Annotated in this window: 20 protein-coding genes; 9 read left to right on the top strand and 11 right to left on the bottom strand. The window is 72.9% G+C overall.

Going from position 1 to position 20,830, the window contains the following annotated elements; all coding sequences use genetic code 11:
• Positions 1–72 precede the first annotated feature (72 nt).
• Positions 73–756, top strand: coding sequence for a pentapeptide repeat-containing protein (locus AB0E14_RS21845; protein ID WP_362420417.1), 684 nt, complete (start codon positions 73–75; stop codon positions 754–756).
• Positions 757–929: 173 nt separating this feature from the next.
• On the opposite strand, the gene AB0E14_RS21840 is transcribed toward AB0E14_RS21845, so the two are convergent.
• From AB0E14_RS21840 to AB0E14_RS21825, 4 genes are all read right to left on the bottom strand, one after another.
• Entirely contained in the window at positions 930–1,430 is a 501-nt protein-coding gene (locus tag AB0E14_RS21840; protein ID WP_362420414.1) for a hypothetical protein, read from the bottom strand.
• Positions 1,431–1,843: 413 nt separating this feature from the next.
• Positions 1,844–3,070: an FAD-dependent monooxygenase gene (locus AB0E14_RS21835; protein WP_362420411.1), complete on the bottom strand. Its 1,227-nt coding sequence runs from the start codon at positions 3,068–3,070 to the stop codon at positions 1,844–1,846.
• A 70-nt stretch (positions 3,071–3,140) separates the two neighbouring features.
• Positions 3,141–3,767, bottom strand: a complete 627-nt coding sequence (locus AB0E14_RS21830; protein WP_362420408.1) for a response regulator transcription factor — start codon at positions 3,765–3,767, stop codon at positions 3,141–3,143.
• Positions 3,764–4,900, bottom strand: coding sequence for a sensor histidine kinase (locus AB0E14_RS21825; protein WP_362420472.1), 1,137 nt, complete (start codon positions 4,898–4,900; stop codon positions 3,764–3,766). The genes AB0E14_RS21830 and AB0E14_RS21825 overlap by 4 nt, the downstream gene beginning before the upstream one ends.
• Positions 4,901–5,251: 351 nt before the next feature.
• Here AB0E14_RS21825 and AB0E14_RS21820 point away from each other — a divergent pair, with 351 nt between their 5' ends.
• Positions 5,252–5,794, top strand: coding sequence for a heme-binding protein (locus tag AB0E14_RS21820; protein ID WP_362420405.1), 543 nt, complete (start codon positions 5,252–5,254; stop codon positions 5,792–5,794).
• 183 nt (positions 5,795–5,977) lie between these two features.
• Positions 5,978–7,354: a M1 family metallopeptidase gene (locus AB0E14_RS21815; RefSeq protein WP_362420469.1), complete on the top strand. Its 1,377-nt coding sequence runs from the start codon at positions 5,978–5,980 to the stop codon at positions 7,352–7,354.
• A gap of 61 nt (positions 7,355–7,415) precedes the next feature.
• On the opposite strand, the gene AB0E14_RS21810 is transcribed toward AB0E14_RS21815, so the two are convergent.
• On the bottom strand, positions 7,416–8,141 hold the full coding sequence (locus AB0E14_RS21810) for a DUF4232 domain-containing protein (protein ID WP_362420402.1): 726 nt from the start codon (positions 8,139–8,141) through the stop codon (positions 7,416–7,418).
• Positions 8,142–8,380: 239 nt separating this feature from the next.
• Positions 8,381–8,956 carry a TerD family protein gene (locus tag AB0E14_RS21805; RefSeq protein WP_362420399.1) on the bottom strand — a complete coding sequence of 192 codons (576 nt, stop codon included), beginning with the start codon at positions 8,954–8,956 and terminating at the stop codon, positions 8,381–8,383.
• A gap of 166 nt (positions 8,957–9,122) precedes the next feature.
• Here AB0E14_RS21805 and arfB point away from each other — a divergent pair, with 166 nt between their 5' ends.
• Positions 9,123–9,551, top strand: a complete 429-nt coding sequence (gene arfB, locus AB0E14_RS21800) for an alternative ribosome rescue aminoacyl-tRNA hydrolase ArfB (RefSeq protein ID WP_362420396.1) — start codon at positions 9,123–9,125, stop codon at positions 9,549–9,551.
• 163 nt (positions 9,552–9,714) lie between these two features.
• Here the strand turns inward: arfB and AB0E14_RS21795 are convergent, their stop codons facing one another.
• Positions 9,715–10,281 (bottom strand): flavin reductase family protein, encoded by a 567-nt coding sequence (locus AB0E14_RS21795; protein WP_362420393.1) that lies wholly within the window; start codon positions 10,279–10,281, stop codon positions 9,715–9,717.
• Positions 10,282–10,630: 349 nt separating this feature from the next.
• Between AB0E14_RS21795 and cdgB the strand changes: the two genes are divergently transcribed.
• Together cdgB and AB0E14_RS21785 are read left to right on the top strand one after the other, a co-directional pair.
• Positions 10,631–12,259: a diguanylate cyclase CdgB gene (gene cdgB / locus AB0E14_RS21790; protein WP_362420390.1), complete on the top strand. Its 1,629-nt coding sequence runs from the start codon at positions 10,631–10,633 to the stop codon at positions 12,257–12,259.
• Positions 12,260–12,367: 108 nt separating this feature from the next.
• Positions 12,368–13,369: a CBM35 domain-containing protein gene (locus tag AB0E14_RS21785; RefSeq protein ID WP_362420387.1), complete on the top strand. Its 1,002-nt coding sequence runs from the start codon at positions 12,368–12,370 to the stop codon at positions 13,367–13,369.
• Positions 13,370–13,462: 93 nt separating this feature from the next.
• Here AB0E14_RS21785 and AB0E14_RS21780 read toward each other — a convergent pair whose 3' ends face one another.
• The 3 genes from AB0E14_RS21780 to AB0E14_RS21770 all read right to left on the bottom strand — a co-directional run bounded on the left by AB0E14_RS21780 (position 13,463) and on the right by AB0E14_RS21770 (position 16,634).
• Positions 13,463–14,389 (bottom strand): 1-phosphofructokinase family hexose kinase, encoded by a 927-nt coding sequence (locus tag AB0E14_RS21780; protein ID WP_362420384.1) that lies wholly within the window; start codon positions 14,387–14,389, stop codon positions 13,463–13,465.
• 161 nt (positions 14,390–14,550) lie between these two features.
• Entirely contained in the window at positions 14,551–15,696 is a 1,146-nt protein-coding gene (gene nagA / locus AB0E14_RS21775) for an N-acetylglucosamine-6-phosphate deacetylase (RefSeq protein ID WP_362420381.1), read from the bottom strand.
• Positions 15,696–16,634, bottom strand: a complete 939-nt coding sequence (locus AB0E14_RS21770) for an ROK family protein (RefSeq protein WP_362420378.1) — start codon at positions 16,632–16,634, stop codon at positions 15,696–15,698. The genes nagA and AB0E14_RS21770 overlap by 1 nt, the downstream gene beginning before the upstream one ends.
• A 216-nt stretch (positions 16,635–16,850) precedes the next feature.
• Between AB0E14_RS21770 and AB0E14_RS21765 the strand changes: the two genes are divergently transcribed.
• The 3 genes from AB0E14_RS21765 to otsB are packed head-to-tail and all read left to right on the top strand — an operon-like array spanning position 16,851 to position 19,349.
• Positions 16,851–18,122, top strand: a complete 1,272-nt coding sequence (locus AB0E14_RS21765; protein WP_362420375.1) for an extracellular solute-binding protein — start codon at positions 16,851–16,853, stop codon at positions 18,120–18,122.
• 34 nt (positions 18,123–18,156) lie between these two features.
• Positions 18,157–18,438 carry a DUF3263 domain-containing protein gene (locus tag AB0E14_RS21760; protein WP_362420372.1) on the top strand — a complete coding sequence of 94 codons (282 nt, stop codon included), beginning with the start codon at positions 18,157–18,159 and terminating at the stop codon, positions 18,436–18,438.
• Positions 18,439–18,461: 23 nt separating this feature from the next.
• Entirely contained in the window at positions 18,462–19,349 is an 888-nt protein-coding gene (otsB, locus tag AB0E14_RS21755) for a trehalose-phosphatase (RefSeq protein ID WP_362420368.1), read from the top strand.
• Here otsB and AB0E14_RS21750 read toward each other — a convergent pair.
• Positions 19,346–20,818, bottom strand: coding sequence for a trehalose-6-phosphate synthase (locus AB0E14_RS21750; protein ID WP_362420365.1), 1,473 nt, complete (start codon positions 20,816–20,818; stop codon positions 19,346–19,348). The two genes, otsB and AB0E14_RS21750, sit on opposite strands and share 4 nt — an antisense overlap.
• Between the last annotated feature and the right edge of the window lie 12 nt (positions 20,819–20,830).

Below are 20,830 nucleotides of genomic sequence, written 5' to 3'. Positions count from 1 at the left end.
ACGAACGGGACGGCGGCGGGGCGCCGGATGTGACATCGGGGCGTTGTCAGTGGTGCACGTCACCATGGACGCATGGGTACGACGGGCAGGAAGAACGGCAGGAAGAGGGTCGCGGCGGCGCGGCGGGCGGAGGTGCGGCTCCCGCCCCTGCGGGCGTACGAAGGGGGCGAACTCGAGCCGGACGGGGACTACGACGGGGTGGAGTTCCGGGGGCTCGACCTGACGAGGCAGGCCGCGGCCGGGGCGCGGTTCCTGGACTGCGCGGTGCGGGACTGCGCGCTGGACGAGACGCGGCTGCGCAGTGCGCGCTTCCTGGACTCGGTCCTGAGCGGGATCCGCGGTGTCGGTACGGACCTGGCGGGGGCGACGCTGCGGGACGTGGAGGTCGTGGACGCGCGGCTCGGGGGGACGCAACTGCACGGGGCGGTCCTGGAGCGGGTCGTGGTGCGGGGAGGGAAGATCGACTATCTGAACCTGCGCATGGCGAAGCTGAAGGACGTCGTCTTCGAGGGCTGTGTGCTCGCCGAGCCCGATCTCGGGGGTGCGGTGCTGGAGCGGGTGGAGTTCCGGGACTGCGTGGTGAAGGGGGTGGACTTCAGTGGGGCCCGGATGACGGACGTCGACCTGCGGACGGTGGAGCGGATCGAGATCGCCCGCGGCGTGGACGCGCTGGCGGGGGCCGTGATCGGGACGGGCCAGCTGCTGGACTTCGCGCCGCTGTTCGCCGCCCAGTTGGGGGTGCGGGTGGAGGACTGACCGGGCTGCCCGCCGGTCGCCTGCCGGGCGGGGCGGCGCCGGCTCCACGGGGCAACGGCCGCGCGCGGCCGCGCGGGCTGGGCGGGCCGGGCGGGCCGGGCGGGCTGTAAGGGCTACCGGGCTACGGGATGCAGGGCCCGTGGGCTCTACGGGACGCGGGGCCGCCGTGGGCTCTACGCGACGCGGGGGAAGCGGGCCTGGAGGTCCCAGATCACGGGGTTGTCGGCCAGGCCCTCGTGCATGTCCGTGAGGTCGGCGACCAGGTCGTGCAGGAAGTCGCGGGCCTCGCGGCGCAGCTCGCGGTGGCTGAAGGTGAGCGGGGGCTCGTCACCCGGCATCCAGTCGGCCTCCACGTCCACCCAGCCGAAGCGGCGCTCGAAGAGCATCAGGTCCGAGGACTCGGTGAAGTCGAGTTCCGCGTGCTGGGGCTTCGAGGAGCGGCTGCCGCGCGGGTCGCGGTCCAGCCGCTCGACGATGTCGCACAGCGCCCACGCGAAGTCGAGTACCGGCACCCATCCCCAGGCTGTGGACACCTCGCGGTCGGACTTGGGGTCGGCCAGGTAGACGTCACCGCAGAACAGGTCGTGGCGGAGCGCGTGGACGTCCGCGCGCCGGTAGTCGGTCTGCGGGGGGTCGGGGAAGCGACGCGAGAGGGAGTAGCCGATGTCGAGCACGCCGACGATGGTCCCACGAGCGCGGCCGAGCGCGCCTGCCGCGTCCCGGGCGCGCCCGCCCGGGACGCACAGCCGCCTCGGGACGGGGCCCGCTGCCGGGGACGTTTGGCGTCTGCTCGGGACGTGCGGCCGCCTCGGGACGGGGCCCGCTGTCGGGGACGCTTGCCGTCTGCTCGGGACGTGCGGCTGCCTCGGGACGGGGCCGCTGCCCGGGACGTTTGGCGTCTGCTCGGGACGTGCGGCCGCCTCCGGGCGGGTCCGCTGCCCGGGACGATTGCCGTCTGCTCGGGACGCGCGGCCGCCTCGGGACGGGTCCGCTGCCCGGGACGACCGCGCCTTTCGGGCGGGGCCCCGACTGCCGCGACCGTGACGACCCCGACTCCCGGAACTGGCTCCCCCGCCCGGGACGAGCCTCAGCCCCGGGAGCGGGCGTGGAGGGTTCGGGCTAGGCGGGGGCCCAGCCAGCGCTTCAGGCGGCGGAGGGGTTCCAGGCCGTCGGCCGCGCGGTCGATGCGGTAGTAGAGCTGCGGTGGGATGTGGGGGAGCAGCGGCGAGTGGCGCTGGCCGAGGAGCGCGAACATCTGGCCCGGGGGCAGTCGCATGTAGCGCGGCAGGTTCTCGTACCACCGCGCGCTGTAGCGGGCCGCGCTCTGCGCCGAGAGCAGCTCGGCGCGCCGCCGCCTGCCGTAGCGGGTGAGCGCCGCGTCGAGATCCGGGACCCCGTTGCCGCCCGCGCCGCGCAGGGCGGCCGCGAGGGCGAGGGCGTCCTCCAGGGCCAGGGTCGTCCCCGCGCCGATCGAGTAGTGGGTGGTGTGGGCCGCGTCGCCCATGAGGACCAGGTTGCCGCGGTGCCAGGTGCGGGTCGTCAGGGTGCGGAAGTTCAGCCACTGGGCCGCGTCGTCGTCCTGCGCGCGGCCGATGAGTTGCTGCCCGTCCAGGAGGTCGTGGAACAGCTTCTCCAGCAGGTTCAGGCTGTCGGCCTCGCCCATCCGGTCGAGCCCGAGGCCGGTCCATGTCTCGGGGGAGCACTCCACCACGCATGTCGACTGCTCGCCGCTGAACCCGTAGGCGTAGCACCAGATCCAGCCGTGCTCCGTCTCCTTGAAGGCGAAGCTGAAGGAGTCGAAGACCTTCGTCGTGCCGAGCCAGATGTAGTGGTTGCGGCCCGTGGCGATCTCGGCGCCGAAGTGCCCCGCGTACGCCTCGCGCAGCGCGCTGTTGACGCCGTCCGCCGCGACGACGAGGTCCGCGTCCGCCAGCTCCGGGGCGTCCGGGCCGGTGATCCCGTGCTCGAACTCGACCCGTACGCCCAGGGCCCGCGCGCGCTCCGCGAGGAGGGCGAGCATCCGGCGGCGGCCGATGCCGAAGCCCGCGTCGCCCCGGTGGACGGTCCGCTCGTCGCGGACGATGGCCATGCCGTCCGTCCAGGTGACCGAGGCCGCGTCGATCGCGTCGGCCGACTCCGGGTCGCCCGCCCGCAGCTTGTCGAGGAGGCCGGCCCAGTAGGTCACGCCCCAGCCGTACGTGGAGCCGGCCGGGTTCCGTTCGTAGACGGTGATCTCGTGGGACGGGTCCTGCCGCTTCATCAGGATCGAGAAGTACAGGCCGGCGGGCCCACCGCCGACGCAGGCGATCTTCACGCGCGCTCCCACTCCGTGACACTCGGGGGACTGACACCCTGCTGTGGAACGGCTACGCAGGGTAGCAGCCTCAGGGGAGCAGTCGCTGTTCCTTCGCCACGGCGACGGCACCCGCACGTGTGTCCACGCCGAGCTTCGCGTAGATCCGCCCCAGGTGGGTCTTCACGGTCGCCTCGCTGATGAAGAGCGCGCGGGCGATCTCGCGGTTGCCGAGGCCGTGCGCGAGCTGGCCCAGGATGTCCCGCTCGCGGTCGGTGAGCGTGGGGCCCGCCGCGCCGCGCATCCGGTCCATGACCCGGCTGGCGACCGGCGGCGACAGGGTCGTCCGGCCCTGGGCGGCGGAGTGGATCGCGGCGAACAGCTCCTCCGGGCGCTCCGCCTTCAGCAGGTACCCGGTCGCGCCCGCCTCGATGGCGCGGGTGACGTCGGCGTCCGTGTCGTACGTCGTGAGGACCAGGACGTGCACGCCCGAGCCGGCGCCCGCGATCCGGCGCGTCGCCTCCACGCCGTCGATCCCGGGGCCGAGCTGGAGGTCCATCAGGACGACGTCCGGGCGCAGCTTGGCGGCCATCGCGACGGCCTCCTCGCCGCTGCCCGCCTCGCCGACGACCTCGATGTCCTCGGCGCTGCCGAGCAGCGCGAGCAGCCCGGCGCGGACGACGGCGTGGTCGTCGCAGAGCAGGATCCGTACCGTCATGCACCGGCCTCCAGGGTCGTGGACAGGGGGATGGCGACGGAGAGCACCGTGCCCTCGCCGGGGGTGGACTCCACGGTCAGCGTGCCGCCGAGCTGCTGGGCCCGCACCCGCATCGCGGGCAGCCCGTGCCCGCGCACGCCGCCGCTCCCGTCCCCGCGCCCCTGGGCCGGCTCGAAGCCGCGCCCGTCGTCGGCGATGTCGAGGACGACCTGGTCGTCGAGGTAGGTCAGGGTCACGGCGGCGGAGCCGGCGTCGGCGTGCTCGCGGACGTTGGCGAGGGCGCCCTGCGCGATCCGGAGCAGCGCCGACTGGACGCGCTCGGGCAGCCGGACCGGTGCGCCGTCGACCCGGAAGGCGGCCGACTCGCGCCCCGCGACCGTGGCCAGCGCCGCTTCGAGGCCGCCGCCCTCGGCGAGGTCGGCGGGGGCGAGGTCGTGGACGAAGCGGCGGGCCTCGGCGAGGTTGCGCTCGGCGATGGAACCGGCCGTACGGACGTGTCTGCGGGCGGTCGACGGATCGCTGTCCCAGGTCCGCTCGGCGGCCTGGAGCAGCATCTGCTGGCTGGACAGGCCCTGCGCGAGGGTGTCGTGGATCTCCATCGAGAGCCGCTGGCGCTCGGCGAGGGTGCCCTCGCGGCGCTCGGTGGCGGCCAGCTCGCGCCGGGTGCGGATCAGGTCGTCGATGAGCGCCCGCTGCCGGTCCGCCTGGCGCTGCGCGTGGACGAAGACGGCGGTGGCGATGGCGGCCACGGCAGGCGGGGCGACGATCAGGTTGGGGTCGAAGCCGTCGTCCGAGAGCTGCACCTGCGCGGTGACCACGAAGACGGTGAGGAGGGTGACGAGGACGAGGGCGGCGCGGGGCGGGAGGGTGCGCATGCCGGTGTAGAAGAGCGGCACCGCGCACCAGGCGAAGCTCGGCGCGAGCACCACCAGGAGCATCCAGACGGCGACCACGGTGACCAGCCAGGCGATCCGGCGCGGGGTGGCGCGGCTGCCGAGTGCGGGGCCGAGGACGTAGAGCGCGGCGAGGGCTCCGGAGAGAGCGACGATCCAGGGGCTGCGGTCCTCCCAGGGGTGCCGCAGCAGGAAGCGGACCAGGGACGCGCCGAGGAGGAGGAAGAAGGCGACGTGCATGACCCGCGCGAGCCAGCGCCCGTCCGGGTCGTCGTCCGCGTTCCTGCCCGTCACTGGCACGCCTGCACTCCTCTGACCTGGGGATACGTATCCATCCTGGCCCAGGAGGACCAGAGGGGCATCAGCCGATCGGCTGACACCCCCGTCGTCCATCATGCGCGACGGCGGCATCCGGTCCGTGGACCGAACGGGCCCGGATTCGGCCGGAGGATCGATGGCAGAGCGAAGGAGCCGCCCGCCCCGGACGGAGCCGACCGCCTCGACCACGTCTCGACGACTGTCACCACTCGACGGCTGTCGCGTCTCGACCACCGCCCCGGCCCACACCGCCGCTGCCTCAAGGAGAACGCCATGAACAAGAAGATCGTCTTCGGTGCCGCCACCGCCGCCGTCGTCGCCGCCGGTACCTTCGGCGCCGTCTCCGCGAACGCCTCCGCCCCGGCCGCCGCGCCCGCCGTCGCCGCCAAGGCCGACGCGTCGAACCAGAACCTGCAGCAGACCACGCACCTGACGATCGAGGCCGCCACCAAGGCCGCGCAGGCCACCCTCGACGCCGCCGAGGACGAGAACCAGCGCGTCTCGGTCGCCGTCGTCGACCGCAACGGCAACACCATCGTGACCCTCCGCGGCGACGGCGCCGGCCCGCAGTCCTACGAGTCGGCCGAGCGCAAGGCGTTCACCGCCGTCTCCTGGAACGCCCCGACCTCGGTGCTCGCCGGCCGCCTCGCCCAGGCCCCGAACCTGAAGGACATCCCCGGCACGCTGTTCCTCGCCGGTGGCGCCCCGGTGACCGTCAAGGGCGCCCCGATCGCCGGTATCGGTGTCGCCGGTGCCCCGAGCGGCGACCTGGACGAGAAGTTCGCGCAGGCGGGCGTCGCGGCGCTCGGCAAGTAGGGCACGGCCCGCAGGCTCGCTGCGAGCCCGCCAGGTAAGGCCCGGCTCGCCCGTGCGAGTCGTACGACAGGTGCCGCCCGGACCCCCGCCGGGCGGCACCTTCGCCGTACCCCCGCCTAAGATCGATTCGTGGACATACGCAGTCGAACCGCCCTGGCGACCGCCCTCGCCGGGCTGCTCGCGCTGACCGGCTGCACCGCCGGCGCGGGCGGTGCGGGCGGGAGCGGAGGCGTGGACATCGGCGGGGTGCACGGCACCCCCGGTGCGGCCGGGCTCCGCGACCCGTACTTCCCCAAGCTCGGCAACGGCGGCTACGACGTCAGCCACTACGCGCTCGACCTCCGCTACGACCCGCGGAGCGGCCGGCTCGACGCGACGGCCATGATCACGGCCCGCGCGACCCAGGACCTCAGCGCCTTCAACCTCGACCTGACCGGTCTCACCGTCGACTCCGCCTCCGTCGACGACGCCCCGGCCGCCGTCAACCGCGCCGGGAACGAGCTGACGCTCCGGCCGCGCGAGGACATCGACAAGGGCGAGGAGTTCCGTACGAAGGTCACGTACGCCGGTGTCCCCGAGACGATCACCGATCCGGACGGCTCGCAGGAGGGCTGGCTGCGGACGGCGGACGGGGCCCTCGCGCTGGGGCAGCCGACCGGCTCCATGGCCTGGTTCCCCGGCAACCACCACCCCTCCGACAAGGCGACGTACGACATCACGCTGACCGTCCCCGCCGGGACGCAGGGCGTTTCCAACGGCGTCCGCACCTCCGAGCGGACCGCGAACGGCCGGACCACGACCGTCTGGGAGGTCGCCGAGCCGATGGCGAGCTACCTCGCGACGGTCGGGATCGGGAAGTACACGACGAAGGTGTCGGCGACCCCGTCGGGGCTGCCCGTGCTGACCGCCGCCGACCCGACGGTCGCCGAGCGGAGCGCGAAGCTGCTGGACCGTATCCCCGAGCTGCTCGCCTGGCAGGAGGAAACGTTCGGCCCGTACCCGTTCGCCGCCGCCGGGGCCGTCGTCGAGCGGACCGGTGACGCGGGCTACGCGCTGGAGACCCAGACCCGGCCGGTCTTCCCGCTGGACGCGTTCACGCCGGAGATCCTCGCGCACGAGCTGGCGCACCAGTGGTTCGGCAACTCGGTCACGCCCGAGACCTGGCAGGACATCTGGCTGAGCGAGGGTTTCGCCGTGTACGCGGAGTGGCTGTACGCGGAGGAGTTCGAGGGCGTGCCCGCGCGCCGCAGCTTCGACGCGGCGTTCGCGAGCGACGCCAACTGGGCCTTCCCGCCCGCCGAACCGCCCTCGGCGGAGAACCTCTTCGACCCGCCCGTGTACCAGCGGGGCGCGATGGTCGTCCACAAGATCCGGGAGCGGGTCGGCGACGAGACGTTCTTCGAGATCCTGGCCGGCTGGCCGGCGACCCACCGTCACGGCAACGCCTCCACCGCCGACTTCACCGCCTATGTCGAGGACGTGGCGGGCGAAGACCTGGACGACGTGTGGGACGTGTGGCTGTACGGGGACGGGAAGCCGGCGCGGCCGGACGGGTCGTGAGCACGACGGATCGCCGCGACGGATCGCCGCGACGGGTCGTGGGCGCGTCGGGCCGTGAGCGCTAGGACCTGCTCGCGCCCGACCTGAACAGGATGTCCTCGACCGTGCGCTGGTCGCGGTGCCAGTACGTGGTCCTGGGGTCGGGGCCGACGTTCCCCGAGCCCATCTCCCTCGGGAACGAGACATCGAGCATGGCCACGTCGGCGTTGCTGCCCGGTGCGCGGTCCTGGTAGCCGATGGAGACCGCTTCCACGGCGACCGTCCGCTGCCCGCCCCGGAACAGGAACAGGCCCGCGTACGCCTTCTGCTTCGGCCCGATCGTGACGATCGCCTTCGGCTTGGACCCCATGGCCGGGATCGGGCCGTCGATCGTGGCGCCGAAGCCGATGCGCGGGTGGTGGTAGAGCGTGCAGGGCGTGTCGGTGAAGTTGGTGGCCGTGATGAGCAGGTGCTGGCCCGAGTCCATCCGCCAGGCCGAGGTCGCGATCGACAGGTCGTTGTCGTTGCAGGCCACGGCGGTCGACGTGCCGCCGTCCCCCGTGCCCGTGCTCCTGCCCGGTTCGGGAGCGGTGGTCGTGGGGGGTGCGGTGGGCGGCGCGCTGGTCGGTGGAGCGGACGACGGGGCGGCCGTCGAGGGAGTCGCCGATGCCGTCGTGGCGGGCGGCGTGGGCTTCTTGGCGTCGCCCGGACCGTCGTCGGACTGACAGGCCGTCGTCGTCAGGAGCGCGGCGGCCGCCGCGAACCCGAGCGTGCAGGTCTTCCATCTGGCTGATCGGGAAGTGCGCATGGTAGCCCCCGTGTACCTTCGCTTGGCTCGAAACGTGTGCGTGACCGTTCGAATGTGCCCTGGCGGGAGCGTGGACATCCGTGGCCCGGGGGACCGTTACGCAGTCCGGACGGGAGGTCGACATTCCGCCGGATCCGGAGCCGGGGGCGTGGCGGCGCGGGGTGCGGACAGGGGAGAGCCCCGGTGCGCCGAGCGCGCCGGGGCTCCCTGGGCCATGGCCCGTGCGTACGTCAGGTACGTCAGAGGTTGACGCCGAAGTCGCGGGCGATGCCCTCCAGGCCGGAGGCGTAACCCTGGCCGACCGCGCGGAACTTCCACTCCTGGCCGTTGCGGTACAGCTCGCCGAAGACCATCGCGGTCTCGACGGCGGCGTCCTCGGAGAGGTCGTAGCGGGCGATCTCGGCGCCGCCGGCCTGGTTGATGATGCGGATGTAGGCGTTCCGCACCTGGCCGAAGTTCTGCGAGCGGTTGACCGCGTCGTAGATGGAGACCGGGAAGACGATCTTGTCGACGGTCGGCGGGAGGGCCGCGAGGTTGACGTTGATCTGCTCGTCGTCGCCGCCGCCCTCGCCCGTGCGGTTGTCGCCGGTGTGGACGATGGTCTGGTCCGGCGTCGCCTTGTTGTTGAAGAAGACGAAGTGCGCGTCGGAGGCGACCTTGCCGGCGCCGTCGACACCGATCGCGGAGGCGTCGAGGTCGAAGTCGGTGCCGGTGGTGGTACGGACGTCCCAGCCGAGGCCCACGGTGACGGCGGTCAGGCCCGGGGCCTCCTTGGTCAGGGAGACGTTGCCGCCCTTGGACAGGCTTACAGCCATGGGAAGTCCCTTTCTTCGTGCCTTGGTGAGGTCCTGCGTCAGGCCCTGCATCAGGTTCTGCGTTCGTCACCGGGGATAACGCGGACGGTGCCCCGCCGGTTCCACGGTGCGGAACGTGTACGAAAACAGGATGACGTGCGGGAGCACGTCCGGGGAACATGGACGCATGTCCGGTCCGTATCTGATCCGCGGCTCCGTCTCGCTTCCCGAGGCCGAGCTCATGTGGCGTTTCTCGCGGTCGTCGGGGCCGGGTGGGCAGCACGTCAACACCAGCGACTCGCAGGTGGAGCTCCGCTTCGACCTGGCGTCGACGGAGGCACTGCCCGAGGTCTGGAAGGCGCGCGCGCTCGAACGGCTCGCCTCGCGGCTCGTCGGCGGGGTGGTGACGGTCCGCGCGTCGGAGCACCGCTCGCAGTGGCGCAACCGGGAGACGGCGGCCGTCCGGCTGGCCGCGCTGCTCGCGGAGGCGACGGCCCCGCCGCCGAAGCCCCGGCGGGCGACGAAGATTCCGCGCGGCATCAACGAGCGCCGGCTGCGGGTGAAGAAACAGCGCTCGGAGACGAAGCGCGGCCGCCAGGGCCGCGACTGGGGCTGACCCCACGATCCCGAAGCTCGGAGCGCCCGGCGCCCCGAAGGCCCGCGCCCCGAGACACCCGCGTGCTGGAGGGCCCTGTGTCCCGGAGGGCTGCGCACCCCGGAGGTCCCCGCGCTCCGGATCACCCCGAGCACCCGCGCCCCCGAGCGCCGCGCGGCCGCGTTCAGCCCAGGCGGCGGTACTTGCCCCGGAAGTACGTCAGCGGGTCGTCCTCCGTCGCCGTCGGGACCTTCGCCGTCAGGACGCGGCCCACGACCAGCGTGTGGTCGCCCGCCACCACCCGGTTCTCCGTACGGCATTCGAGCGTCGCCAGCGCGCCCGAGAGCAGCGGTGCGCCGCTCTCCTCGCCCCGGACGGACGGCACGTCCGCGAAGAGCAGGCGGTCGCTCACCCGGCCCTTCATCGCGAAGCGGCCCGCGATGTGGCGCTGTCGCTCCGAGAGGACCGAGACCGCCCACACGGGCACCTCGGCGAGCAGGTCGTCCATGCGGGAGCCGTTGCGCAGGCTCACCAGGACCAGCGGCGGGTCCAGGGAGACCGACATGAACGCGGTCGCCGTCATCCCGACGTCCTCGCCGCGCGGGCCGTCGTCCGGGTCGTGGGCCGTCACCAGGACCACGCCCGCCGCCAGGCGGGACATCGCCGCCCGGAACTCGTCGTTGCTCACCCCCTCAGCATGAGGGATCGCCAGATCCGAGGTGGGGGGCGGGGAAGGCGTCGTCGTCAGCACACCCGCACGCTAGCCCCGGCCCGCGCCCCTTTACATCGGACCCCGGGACCAGGCCAAGCACCCCCGCGGGTCCTAGGACCATCGTCCACAGGACCGTACGGTGTTGTTCATCCCGTGTTCACGGGGGCGCGCGGCGAGGTGCGGGAGCGCGTTCAGACGGGCCGCCGAGACCCCCTCCCACCCCCTCCCACCCCCTTCCGCCCCTTGTGACTTGAGTCACAGAGTGCAGTATTTGTTGACCCTGTGTACCGGGTGCACAGCTCGCTGTGATTCAGTGGCGGAGACAATGCAGCACGAGAGCCGATGAGAACCCCTGGAGTTGCTGTCGAGGTCTCGGGGAGAGCGAGCGATGGAGACCGAGTCGGAGCCGTACGTCCGTCTTGCGACCCTGCGGCAGCTGCATCAGGTCGTGGCCGACCTCAATACAGCCCGCAGCCTGGCGGACACCCTGCAGACCGTTGCCGACGGCATCGTCGCCGGTCTCAACTACGAGCTGGCCTGCGTCAACCTCGTCCGCCCCGACGGTGACCTGGTCGTCGCCGCGTTCGCCGGCAGCCCCGCCGCCGAAGCGCTGATCACCGGCCGGGTCGGCTCCCGCGCCTCCTGGGAACGCCGCCTCTCCATGGGTGTCGCCTGGGGCGACCTGCGGTTCATCCCGCACACCGAGGGCTGGGTCCTCATCGAGGACGACGTCCCGCAGTGGCACACCGACGGCCCCGCGCCCCGCTTCGAGGACGAGTGGCACCCGCACGACCGCCTCTACGCCCCCATGTACGCCTCCGGCTCCGGCCGTGAGCTGCTCGGCGTCATCTCCGTCGACCGGCCGCGCAACGGCCGGCACCCCGGCCCCTGGGGCCAGGAGGCCCTGCAGATGTACGCCTCCCAGTCGGCGATCGCGATCAGCAACGCCCGGCTGCGGGCCAACATGCAGCGCGCCCTCGTCCGCCTGGAGCGCGAGCAGCAGGCGCTGCGCGCCAGTGAAGAGTCGTTCCGGCAGGCCTTCGAGTACGCCCCCTCCGGCATGGCCATCGCGGAGATGGGCGGCGACCAGCACGGCCGCCTGCTGCGCACCAACGACGCCCTGTGCCGCCTCCTCGGCCGGCCCGCCTCCGTGATGCGCCGCTACTCCTTCGCCGACCTCGTCCACCCCGAGGACATAGGGACCCTGCTGCGCACCTCCGCCGAGGGCGGCCGCGCCGAGCTGCGCCTCGGCCGCCGCGACGGCACGTACGTCTGGGTCTCCCTGCGCAACTCCGTCGTCGCCGACACCGCCGACGGCCCGCGCTTCCTGCTCACCCACGTCGAGGACATCGAGGAGCGCAAGCGCCACGAGCTCCAGCTCGCCCACCGCGCCTCGCACGACGCCCTCACCGGCCTGCCCAACAGCGCCGAGCTGCGCTCCCGGCTCAGCGCCCGGCTCTGCGAGCGCCCGCACGCGACGCCGGAGGCCGACTACGACGCCCCCTACGGCCACGAGCACGGCTTCGGCTTCGACGCCGGGCCCGGTGCCGGCGCCGGCGGGCCGTACGACCACCACGTCCACACCGTCGCCCCGGCCGGCGGGGACATCGACGACGGGACGAAGGGGCTCGCGGTCCTCTTCTGCGACCTCGACGGCTTCAAGTCGATCAACGACCGGTTCGGGCACCACACCGGCGACGCCGTCCTCATCGAGGTCGCCCGGCGCCTGACCACCGGCGTTCGCGACGGGGACACCGTCGCGCGCCTCGGCGGTGACGAGTTCGTCGTCCTCGCCGACGGCCTCGGCGCGGCCGACGCCGCCGACCTGGCCGTGCGGCTGCGCAACGCGATCATTCCGCCGATCCGGGTCGACGGGCGGGCGGTCCGCGTCGGAGCGAGTTTCGGCATCGGCTGGGCAGAGTGCGGGATGACCGTCGAAGAGGTCCTGAACTCCGCCGACCAGCGGATGTACATCGAGAAGCGGTCCCGCGCGAAGGTCCACCGCCGCGCCGGATAGGGGTGCGCGGACCCCGTGCCTGTCAAGGTCCGGATCGCCGGGTTCCCCGTTCGGGGTAGGCTCGGCCGGTCGGCGACGGCTGGCGAGCATGGATAGGAGTGACCAGGGATGGCTGCCGGTAACGACGGCGCGAACAAGCCCGAGGACGACGATCCGTTCGGCTACCTGTACGCGGACGGCCAGGCGGCAGGCGCCCAGCCGCCGGGTCAGGGCGGTGGCTACGGCTACCCCGGACCGGCCGCGCAGCCGGGCGTGCCCCGGACCTCGTACAACCAGGTCAGAACGGTCGGCGAGCGCCAGTACGGCGGTGCGCAGGGTTACGGCCAGGGGCCCCAGGGCGGCCCCGGCGGCTACCCGCAGCAGCCCGGCCAGCAGGTCCCGCAGCAGCCCGCGTACGGCCAGCCGCACCCGCAGTACGCCGCCCCCGAGACGTACCCGGGCGGCTCGCAGACCCGGCAGATCCCGCACCAGCGCGGTGGCGCCGGCGGCGGTCGCGGCCCGAACACCAAGGGGCTGCTGATCGGCGCGATCGCGGTCGTCGCCGTCGTCGTGATCGGTATCACGGCCGCCGTGATCACCAACTCGGGCGGCGACGACACCAACGGCGGCACCGCGGGCGGCAAGCCGACCGACGGGTCCACGCAGGTCCAGGAGGACCCGTCCCAGTCGCCCAGCACGGAGCCGTCCGAGGCCCCGCTGCCGCAGCAGGACGCGGCCACGCTCAAGCTGGGTGGCCCGGCGTCCCTCGCCAAGGACATCAAGGGCGCGGAGAGCGCGGGCGGCGCGTACGTGACCGGCTTCAACGCGGTCGGCGCGTCCGCCACGTGGCAGACCGAGGTGCCGGAGGCCGGCACCTACAAGATGTCCGTGCGCTACGCGGTCCCCGCGAAGGACGCGAACGCCACCGTGACCGTCAACGGCAAGGCGAACACGAACCCGATGAACCTGAAGAACTTCATCGGTTCCTCGGACCCCAACCTGGAGAAGAACTGGCAGACCACGTGGTCCCAGGTCTCGCTCGAGAAGGGGAAGAACACGATCATGCTCTCCTGCGAGCAGGGGAACCAGTGCGACGTGATCCTCGACTGGGTGAAGATCAGCAACCTCTGAGGCAGCCTCGGAGCGGCATCTGCGCCGCAGCCTCTGAGCGACAGACGGTGAAAAGCCCCCTGGGACTTCGGTCCCCGGGGGCTTTTCGTCGCGTCACGCCGCCGCCGGCTGCTCCGTCACCGTCACACGCGGGAGCAGGTCCTCGTACGCCGGGCGGTCGAACTCGCCCGCCACCGGGGCGAGGACCGTCGCCGCCGAGAGGGCGACCGCGCGGGTGAGGCGGTCCGGCCAGTCGAGCTTCTCGACCAGGGCCGACAGCAGGCCCGCGACGGCCGAGTCGCCCGCGCCGGTCGGGTTGCCCTTGACCGGGGACGGCGGGGCCGCGCGCCAGAGGCCGTCCGGGGTGGCGGCCAGCAGGCCGTCGGGGCCGAGGGAGGAGACCACGGCGTGCGCGCCGCGGCGGCGGGCGTCGCGGGTGGCGCGGTGGGGTTCGCGGGAGCCGGTGAGCTGGGCGAGTTCGTCGGCGTTGGGCTTGACGACGTCGGGGCGGGCCGCGATGCCGCGCCGCAGGGGTTCGCCGCTGGTGTCGAGGAGGACCGGGACGCCGGCGGCGCGGGCGAGCCGGATCAGCTCCGCGTACGCGCCGACATGGATGCCGGGCGGGAGGCTGCCGCACAGGGCCACCGCGGAGGCGTCCGCGAGAAGGGCGGTGTAGTGGGTGGTGAGGGCGGTCCACTCGGCGGGGGTGATGGCCGGGCCGGGTTCGTTGAGCTGGGTGGTGTCGCCGGTCGCGGCGTCGACGACCGCGACCGTGCGGCGCGTGGTGCCGGCGGTCGGGACCAGCGCGTCGACGACGGGGCCGCCCGCCAGATGGGCGCGGAGGACCTCGCCCGTCGAGCCGCCGGCGAAGCCCGTGGCGACCGTCTCGTGGCCGAGGGCGGCCAGCACGCGGGCGACGTTGAGGCCCTTGCCGCCGGGGCGTTCGATGACCTGGGTGACGCGGTGGGAGGCGTGCGGGACGAGGGCCGGTACGCGATAGGTGAGGTCGAGCGCCGTGTTGAGGGTGACCGTGAGAATCACCTGCCGTACCCCCGTACCTCGTCGAATGTTCTCGGAACAGCCGTTGAACACAGCCGTGGCAACAGCTGTGGGAACAGCCGTGGAACGCGCCCCGATCATGCCAAAGAGAAGGCGGTTGGCCCAGTCCCCGGGCCAACCGCCGTACGTCCGATGGGGCGATATCACGCCAGGTCGGGTTCAACCACCCAGCTGCCCTTGCGCATCACGCCCTTGACGTCGAAGTCCGCGTCGAGGACGACCAGGTCGGCGTCCTTGCCGGGCTCCAGGGAGCCGACGCGGTCGTCGATGCCGAGCACCCGCGCCGGGTTGGCCGAGATGGCCTGGACGACGGACTCCACGGGGAGCTTGTCGATCGTGGCCGCGCGCTTGAACGCGCGGTCCAGGGTGAGGGTCGAGCCGGCGATGGAGCCGCCCTCGACGAGCCGGGCGACGCCGTCCTTCACCTCGACGGCCAGCGGGCCGAGCGAGTAGAGGCCGTCGCCGAAGCCGGCCGCGTCCATGGCGTCCGTGATGAACGCGACGCGCCGGGGCCCGGCGTGATGGAACGCCAGTTCCAGGGCGGCCGGGTGGAGATGGGTGCCGTCGTTGATGAGCTCGACGGTGATCCGCTCGTCCTCCAGGAGCGCGGCGATCGGGCCGGGCGTGCGGTGGCCGAGCGCGGGCATCGCGTTGTAGAGGTGGGTGGCGACGGTTGCGCCCGCGTCGATGGCCTCGACGGTCTGCTCGTACGTCGCGTCGGTGTGGCCGATCGCGGCGACCACGCCGTGCTCGGCGAGCAGGCGTACGGAGTCGATGCCGCCGGGGAGTTCGGTGGCGAGGGTGACCATCTTGGCCTGGCCGCGCGCGGCGTCGATCAGCTTGCGGACGTCGGCCGGGTCGGGGTCGCGCAGCAGCGTCTCGTCGTGCGCGCCCTTGCGGCAGGGGGCGATGAACGGGCCCTCGAAGTGGATGCCCGCGATCTCGCCCTGCTCGGCGAGCTCGGAGAGCAGCCCGGCGCGCTGGGTGAGGAAGTCCATCTCGCCGGTCACGAAGGAGGCGACGACGGTGGTGGTGCCGTGCAGCCGGTGGGTGTGGACGCCGGTGAGGATGTCCTCGACGGTGCCGGAGGTGAAGGAGGCTCCGCCGCCGCCGTGGTTGTGCATGTCGACGAAGCCGGGGACGACCCAGTGGCCCGTGAGGTCGAGCGTCGCCGCGTCGGCGGGCGCGGCGCCCGCGATGCGACCGCCGTCGACGATCACCCGTCCGTTCTCGACGATGCCGGTCGGCAGCACCACGCGGGCTCCGGCGAGAACTGTGGAAACGGCCATCAGGCGGATACCTCCGAGTCGAGGGAGAGAAGGTCCCAGGCGAGGAGGCCCGCGCCCAGGCATCCGGCGGTGTCCCCGAGGGCTGCCGGTACGACGGCGGGCAGCTTCTGGAACGTGACGCGTTCCTCGACGGCGGCCCTCAGTGGTGTGAACAAGGTTTCCCCGGCCTCGGCGAGACCGCCACCGATGATGAGTGTGCGGGGGTCCAGCAGGGTGAGCGCGGTGACCAGGCCGTCCGCGAGGGCGTCGACGGCCTCCTGCCAGACCTGGACGGCCCGCGGGTCGCCGTCCGCGACCGCCTTGGCGCAGTCGGCGGCGTCCGCGTCGGGGTCGCCGGAGGCGGCGGCCCAGGCCTGGGAGACGGCGGAGGCGGAGGCGTACCGCTCCAGGCAGCCGCGCTGGCCGCAGCCGCACTCCGTACCGCCGGGGCGGACCACGATGTGGCCGATCTCGCCGGCGTAGCCGTGGGCGCCGGCCTCGATGACCCCGCCGATGCCGATGGCGCCGGCGATGCCGGTGCCGAGCGGCACGAAGAGGAAGCGGTCGGCGCCGTTGCCCGCGCCGATCCGGCCCTCGGCGAGGCCGCCGGTGCGCACGTCGTGGCCGAGGGCGACGGGGATGCCGTCGAGGCGCTCGCTGAGCAGGGCGCGCATGGGCACGTCGCGCCAGCCGAGGTTGGCGGCGTAGACGGCGATGCCGCGGGCGGCGTCGACGATGCCGGGGACGGCGACCCCGGCGGCCGCGGCGGGCTCGCCGTACCGGTCGAGGCCGTGGGCGTGCAGCTCGGCGGCGAAGTCGAGGATCGTCTCGACCACGGCGTCCGGGCCGCGCTCGCGCCCGGTGGCGCGCCGTGCCTCGTGGAGCAGGGTGCCGTCCGCCCCGACGAGGGCGGCCTTCATGCCGGTGCCGCCCACATCGAGGGCGATGACGTGTCTCACGGGAACAGTCTCGCCCGTTCCTGCCCGAAAGGTCTAGTCCACTGGCCGATATTGTTGCGCTCGGATACAAATTCGAGAGCGGTAGGCGTGACCAGGCGTGAAGGGCTTCACAAGGTCTTCACTCCAGACCGGGGACCTACCCAAGTGGTGTAGACCTTATGCTTCCTCTCCTGTGAAAATCACAGCTCAAGGACGAGCAGAGGGTGGGGCAACGCTGTGCAGCGGCGATTCATTGGACTGACCGCGACGATCGCCGCGCTGGGGCTGACCGCGGGTCTCTCCGGCTGCGGCCTCACCGAGAGCGCCGCCTCGGACGTCACCCTCAAGCTCGTCGCCGCCGACTACGACCTGAACGGCGGCGACACCACCAAGAAGTACTGGGACGAGCTGACCGCCGCCTACGAGGCCGAGAACCCCGGCGTCCAGGTCGAGGTCCAGATCGAGTCCTGGAACGACGTCGACCGCAAGGTCGCCGAGATGGTCAAGGCCGGCCAGGCCCCCGACATCGCCCAGATCGGCGCCTACGCCGACTACGCCGCAGCGGGCGAGCTCTACTCCGCCGACGAACTGCTCTCCGTCCCCGTCCAGGCCAACTTCCTCGCCCCGCTCGTCGCCGCGGGCGAGCACAAGCGGACCCAGTACGGACTGCCCTTCGCCGCCTCCACCCGGCTGCTCTTCTTCAACCAGGACCTCTTCGACGAGGCCGGCATCAGCAAGCCGCCGACCAGCTGGGACGAGCTGGCAGCGGCGGCGAAGAAGCTGAAGGCCAAGGACGTGAAGTACCCCTTCGCGCTGCCGCTCGGCCCCGAGGAGGCGCAGGCCGAGACCCTGATGTGGCTGCTCGCCGGCGGCGACGGCTACACCGACGGCTCCGACCGCTACCGGATCGACTCCGAGCAGAACATCAAGACCTTCGACTGGCTGAAGACCGAGCTGGTCCAGAAGGAGCTCACCGGCCCCGTCGCCCCCGGCAAGCTCAACCGCAAGGACGCCTTCGCCGCCTTCTCGCGCGGCGAGGTCGGCATGCTCAACGGCCACCCCTCGCTGATGCAGGAGGCCGAGAAGAAGGGCGTCAAGGTCGGCAAGGTCGCGCTGCCCGGCGCGGACGGCACGTCGAAGGCGTCCATGGGCGTCGCCGACTGGATCATGGGCTTCAAGCAGAACGGCCACCGCACGCAGATCGGCGACTTCCTCGACTTCGTCTTCAGCGACGAGAACGTCCTGAAGTTCGCCGGCGGCAACGACCTGCTGCCGCCGACCGTCAGCGCGTACTCCCGGATGGAGAACGACCCGGAGCACAAGGACCTCCACGAGTTCCTCTCCGAGCTGCCGAACTCGCAGCTCCCGCCGGTCGGCAAGACCTCCTGGGCCCAGGTCAGCGACCTGATCAAGCAGAACATCGGCAAGGCCGTCACCCCGGGCGCGAAGCCGGCCGACGTGCTGGGCGGGATAGCCCGCAAGGCGACGGCGGCCGAGAGCGCGGAGTAGCCGGGCAGGGCCGCGGGGGTAATAGGTTGGTCGTATGACTGGTACGACCGACGCGAGCGCCCCCGGAGCCGACGACGCTCCGGGCGACGACACCGGGCTCGGGGAGCGGGAGCGGGCCGTGCTCGCCTTCGAGCGCCGCTCCTGGCCGGGCCCCGGCGCCAAGGAGCGGGCCGTCCGCGAGCGGCTCGGCCTCTCCGCGACCCGCTACTACCAGCTCCTCAACGCCCTCCTCGACGATCCGCGGGCCCTCGCGCACGACCCGGTGACCGTCAACCGACTGCGCCGGGTCCGTGCGGAGAAGGAGCAGCGCCGCTGAGGCCGCGTCGGTAGGGTCGTCGTATGGTCAGCAGCCTTCCGCACCCGACCTTCCCCCAGCTCTCGGCTCTGTTCGAGCAGGGGACACCCCATTCCACAGGCCGCGACGGCCTGGCCGCGCTTCTCGACCGGCCGGAGAAAGCCGTCGTCGCCCTCGACTTCGACGGGACGCTCGCCGAGATCGTCCCCGACCCCGAACAGGCCCGCGCGCACCCCGGCGCCGTCCCCGCGCTCTCCGCCCTGGCACCCAGGATCGCCTCGGTCGCCGTGGTGACCGGCCGCCCCGCGGGCGTCGCGGTCCGCTACGGCGGCTTCGCCGGCGTCCCCGGCCTGGAACACCTCGTCGTCCTCGGGCACTACGGCGCCGAGCGCTGGGACGCGGTCACCGGCACCGTCCAGGCCGCCGCGGTGCATCCGGGAGTGGCCGCCGTCAGGGCCGAGCTGCCCGGCTTCCTCGACGGTGTCGGCGCCTGGCCGGGCACCTGGATCGAGGAGAAGGGCCGCGCGGTCGCGGTCCACACCCGCCGCTCCACCGACCCCCAGGCGGCCTTCGAAGCCCTCAAGGCCCCGCTCGCCGACCTCGCCGCCCGCCACGGCCTGGTCCTCGAACCCGGCCGCATGGTCCTCGAACTGCGCCCACCGGGCATGGACAAGGGCGTGGCGCTCGCCGAGTACGTACGCGAGATCGGCGCCGGGTCCGTCCTGTACGCGGGCGACGACCTGGGCGACCTGCCCGCCTTCGCGGCGGTGGAGAAACTCCGCTCGGACGGCACCCCCGGCCTCCTGGTCTGCAGCGGCTCCACGGAGGTCCAGGAACTGTCCGACCGCGCCGACCTGTCGGTGCCGGGGCCCGCGGGGGTGGTGGCGTTCCTGACGGAACTGGCCCGCGCGATCGGAGAAGACGCTCCCTAGCTGCCGGAACGGCCCTCGGGGGTGTCCCCCCGCAGGGCCTCCAGCTGCTCCAGGAACCAGCGCTGCGGCGGCATCGCCGTCGCGGCGGCCGCCAGGCGCTTGGTGCGGTCCGTGCGTTCGGTGGGGGGCATCGTCAGGGCGCGGTACAGGGCGCGGGCGGTCTCCGAGACGTCGTACGGGTTCACCGTCAGGGCGTCCTCGCCCAGTTCCTCGTAGGCACCCGCGCCCGTGGAGAGGACCAGGGCGCAGCCTGCCTCCGAGACCACCGGGATCTCCTTGGCGACCAGGTTCATGCCGTCGCGGACCGGGTTGATCAGGGCCACGTCCGCGAGGCGGTACGCGGCGAGCGAGCGGGGGAAGTCGTCCCGTACCGAGAGCAGGACCGGCTGCCAGTCGTCCGTGCCGAACTCCGTGTTGATCTCCGCCGCGAGGTCGGCGACCGACGCCGTGTACGCGCGGTAGACCTCCAGGTCCTGGCGGGAGGGGTACGCCGAGGCCAGGTGGACGACCCCGCCGTGCCACTCCGGGTGGTCCCGGAGCAGCTCCCGGTAGGCCAGCAGGCCGCGGACGATGTTCTTCGACAGCTCCGTGCGGTCCACCCGCACGATCGTCCGCCGGTCGCCGATCTCGGCCCGCAGCGCGGCCAGCCGGTCGTCGACCTCGGGGGTGTGGGCGAGCGAGCGGAGGTCGTCGCCGTCCACCCCCAGGGGGAAGACGTGCACCCGGGTGCGGCGCGGCTCGCCGCCCGCCCTGCGGTGCTCCACCCCGCGCCAGGGGTCGTCGCTGCGCCAGAAGCCGTCGGCCTCGCCGTGCGGGCCGCGGATGTGGGCGCCGGTGATGAAGGCCTGCGCCCATCCCCAGGTGTGGAAACCCAGCTCGTCCGCGCCGAGCATGCCCCAGAGCAGCTCCTCGCGGACGTCCTCCGGGAGCATCCGCATGTACTCCGGCAGCGCCCACGGCGTGTGCGTGAAGTGGCCGATCCGCAGGTCGGGGCGGAGTTCGCGGAGCTGCCCCGGCACCAGGGCCAGGTGGTAGTCCTGGACCAGGACCGCCGCGCCCTCGTCGGCGCTCGCCGCCAGCTCCTCGGCGAAGGCGCGGTTGTAGCTGCGGTACGAGTCCCAGCGGCGCCGGAACTCCGCGTCGAAGACCGGTTCGCGGGGGATCTCGTACAGGTGGTGGTGGAGGAACCACAAGACCGAGTTCGCGATGCCGTTGTACGCGTCGGCGTAGATCTCGGGGGCGATGTCCAGCATCCGTACGCCCGGTTCGGACTCCCCGCGCCGGACCGCCTCCCGGTCGCCCTCGCCGAGGGCCGCGCACACCCACACGCTCTCCTGGGAGGAGCCGGACGAGATCGCGCTCAGGCCCGAGACGAGTCCGCCCCCGCCGCGCCGGGCACTGAGGGTGCCGTCGGCGGCGAGGGCGTACGAGACGGGACCCCGGTTGGACGCCACGAGCACAGAAGCCATGTGGCGAACCTA

It is taken from the genome of Streptomyces sp. NPDC047981 (genome assembly GCF_040653315.1).
In the GTDB taxonomy this organism is placed as follows: Bacteria; Actinomycetota; Actinomycetes; order Streptomycetales; family Streptomycetaceae; genus Streptomyces.
Note: the sequence above shows the minus strand (reverse complement) of the source record. Positions and strands in the feature narration are given on the sequence as shown.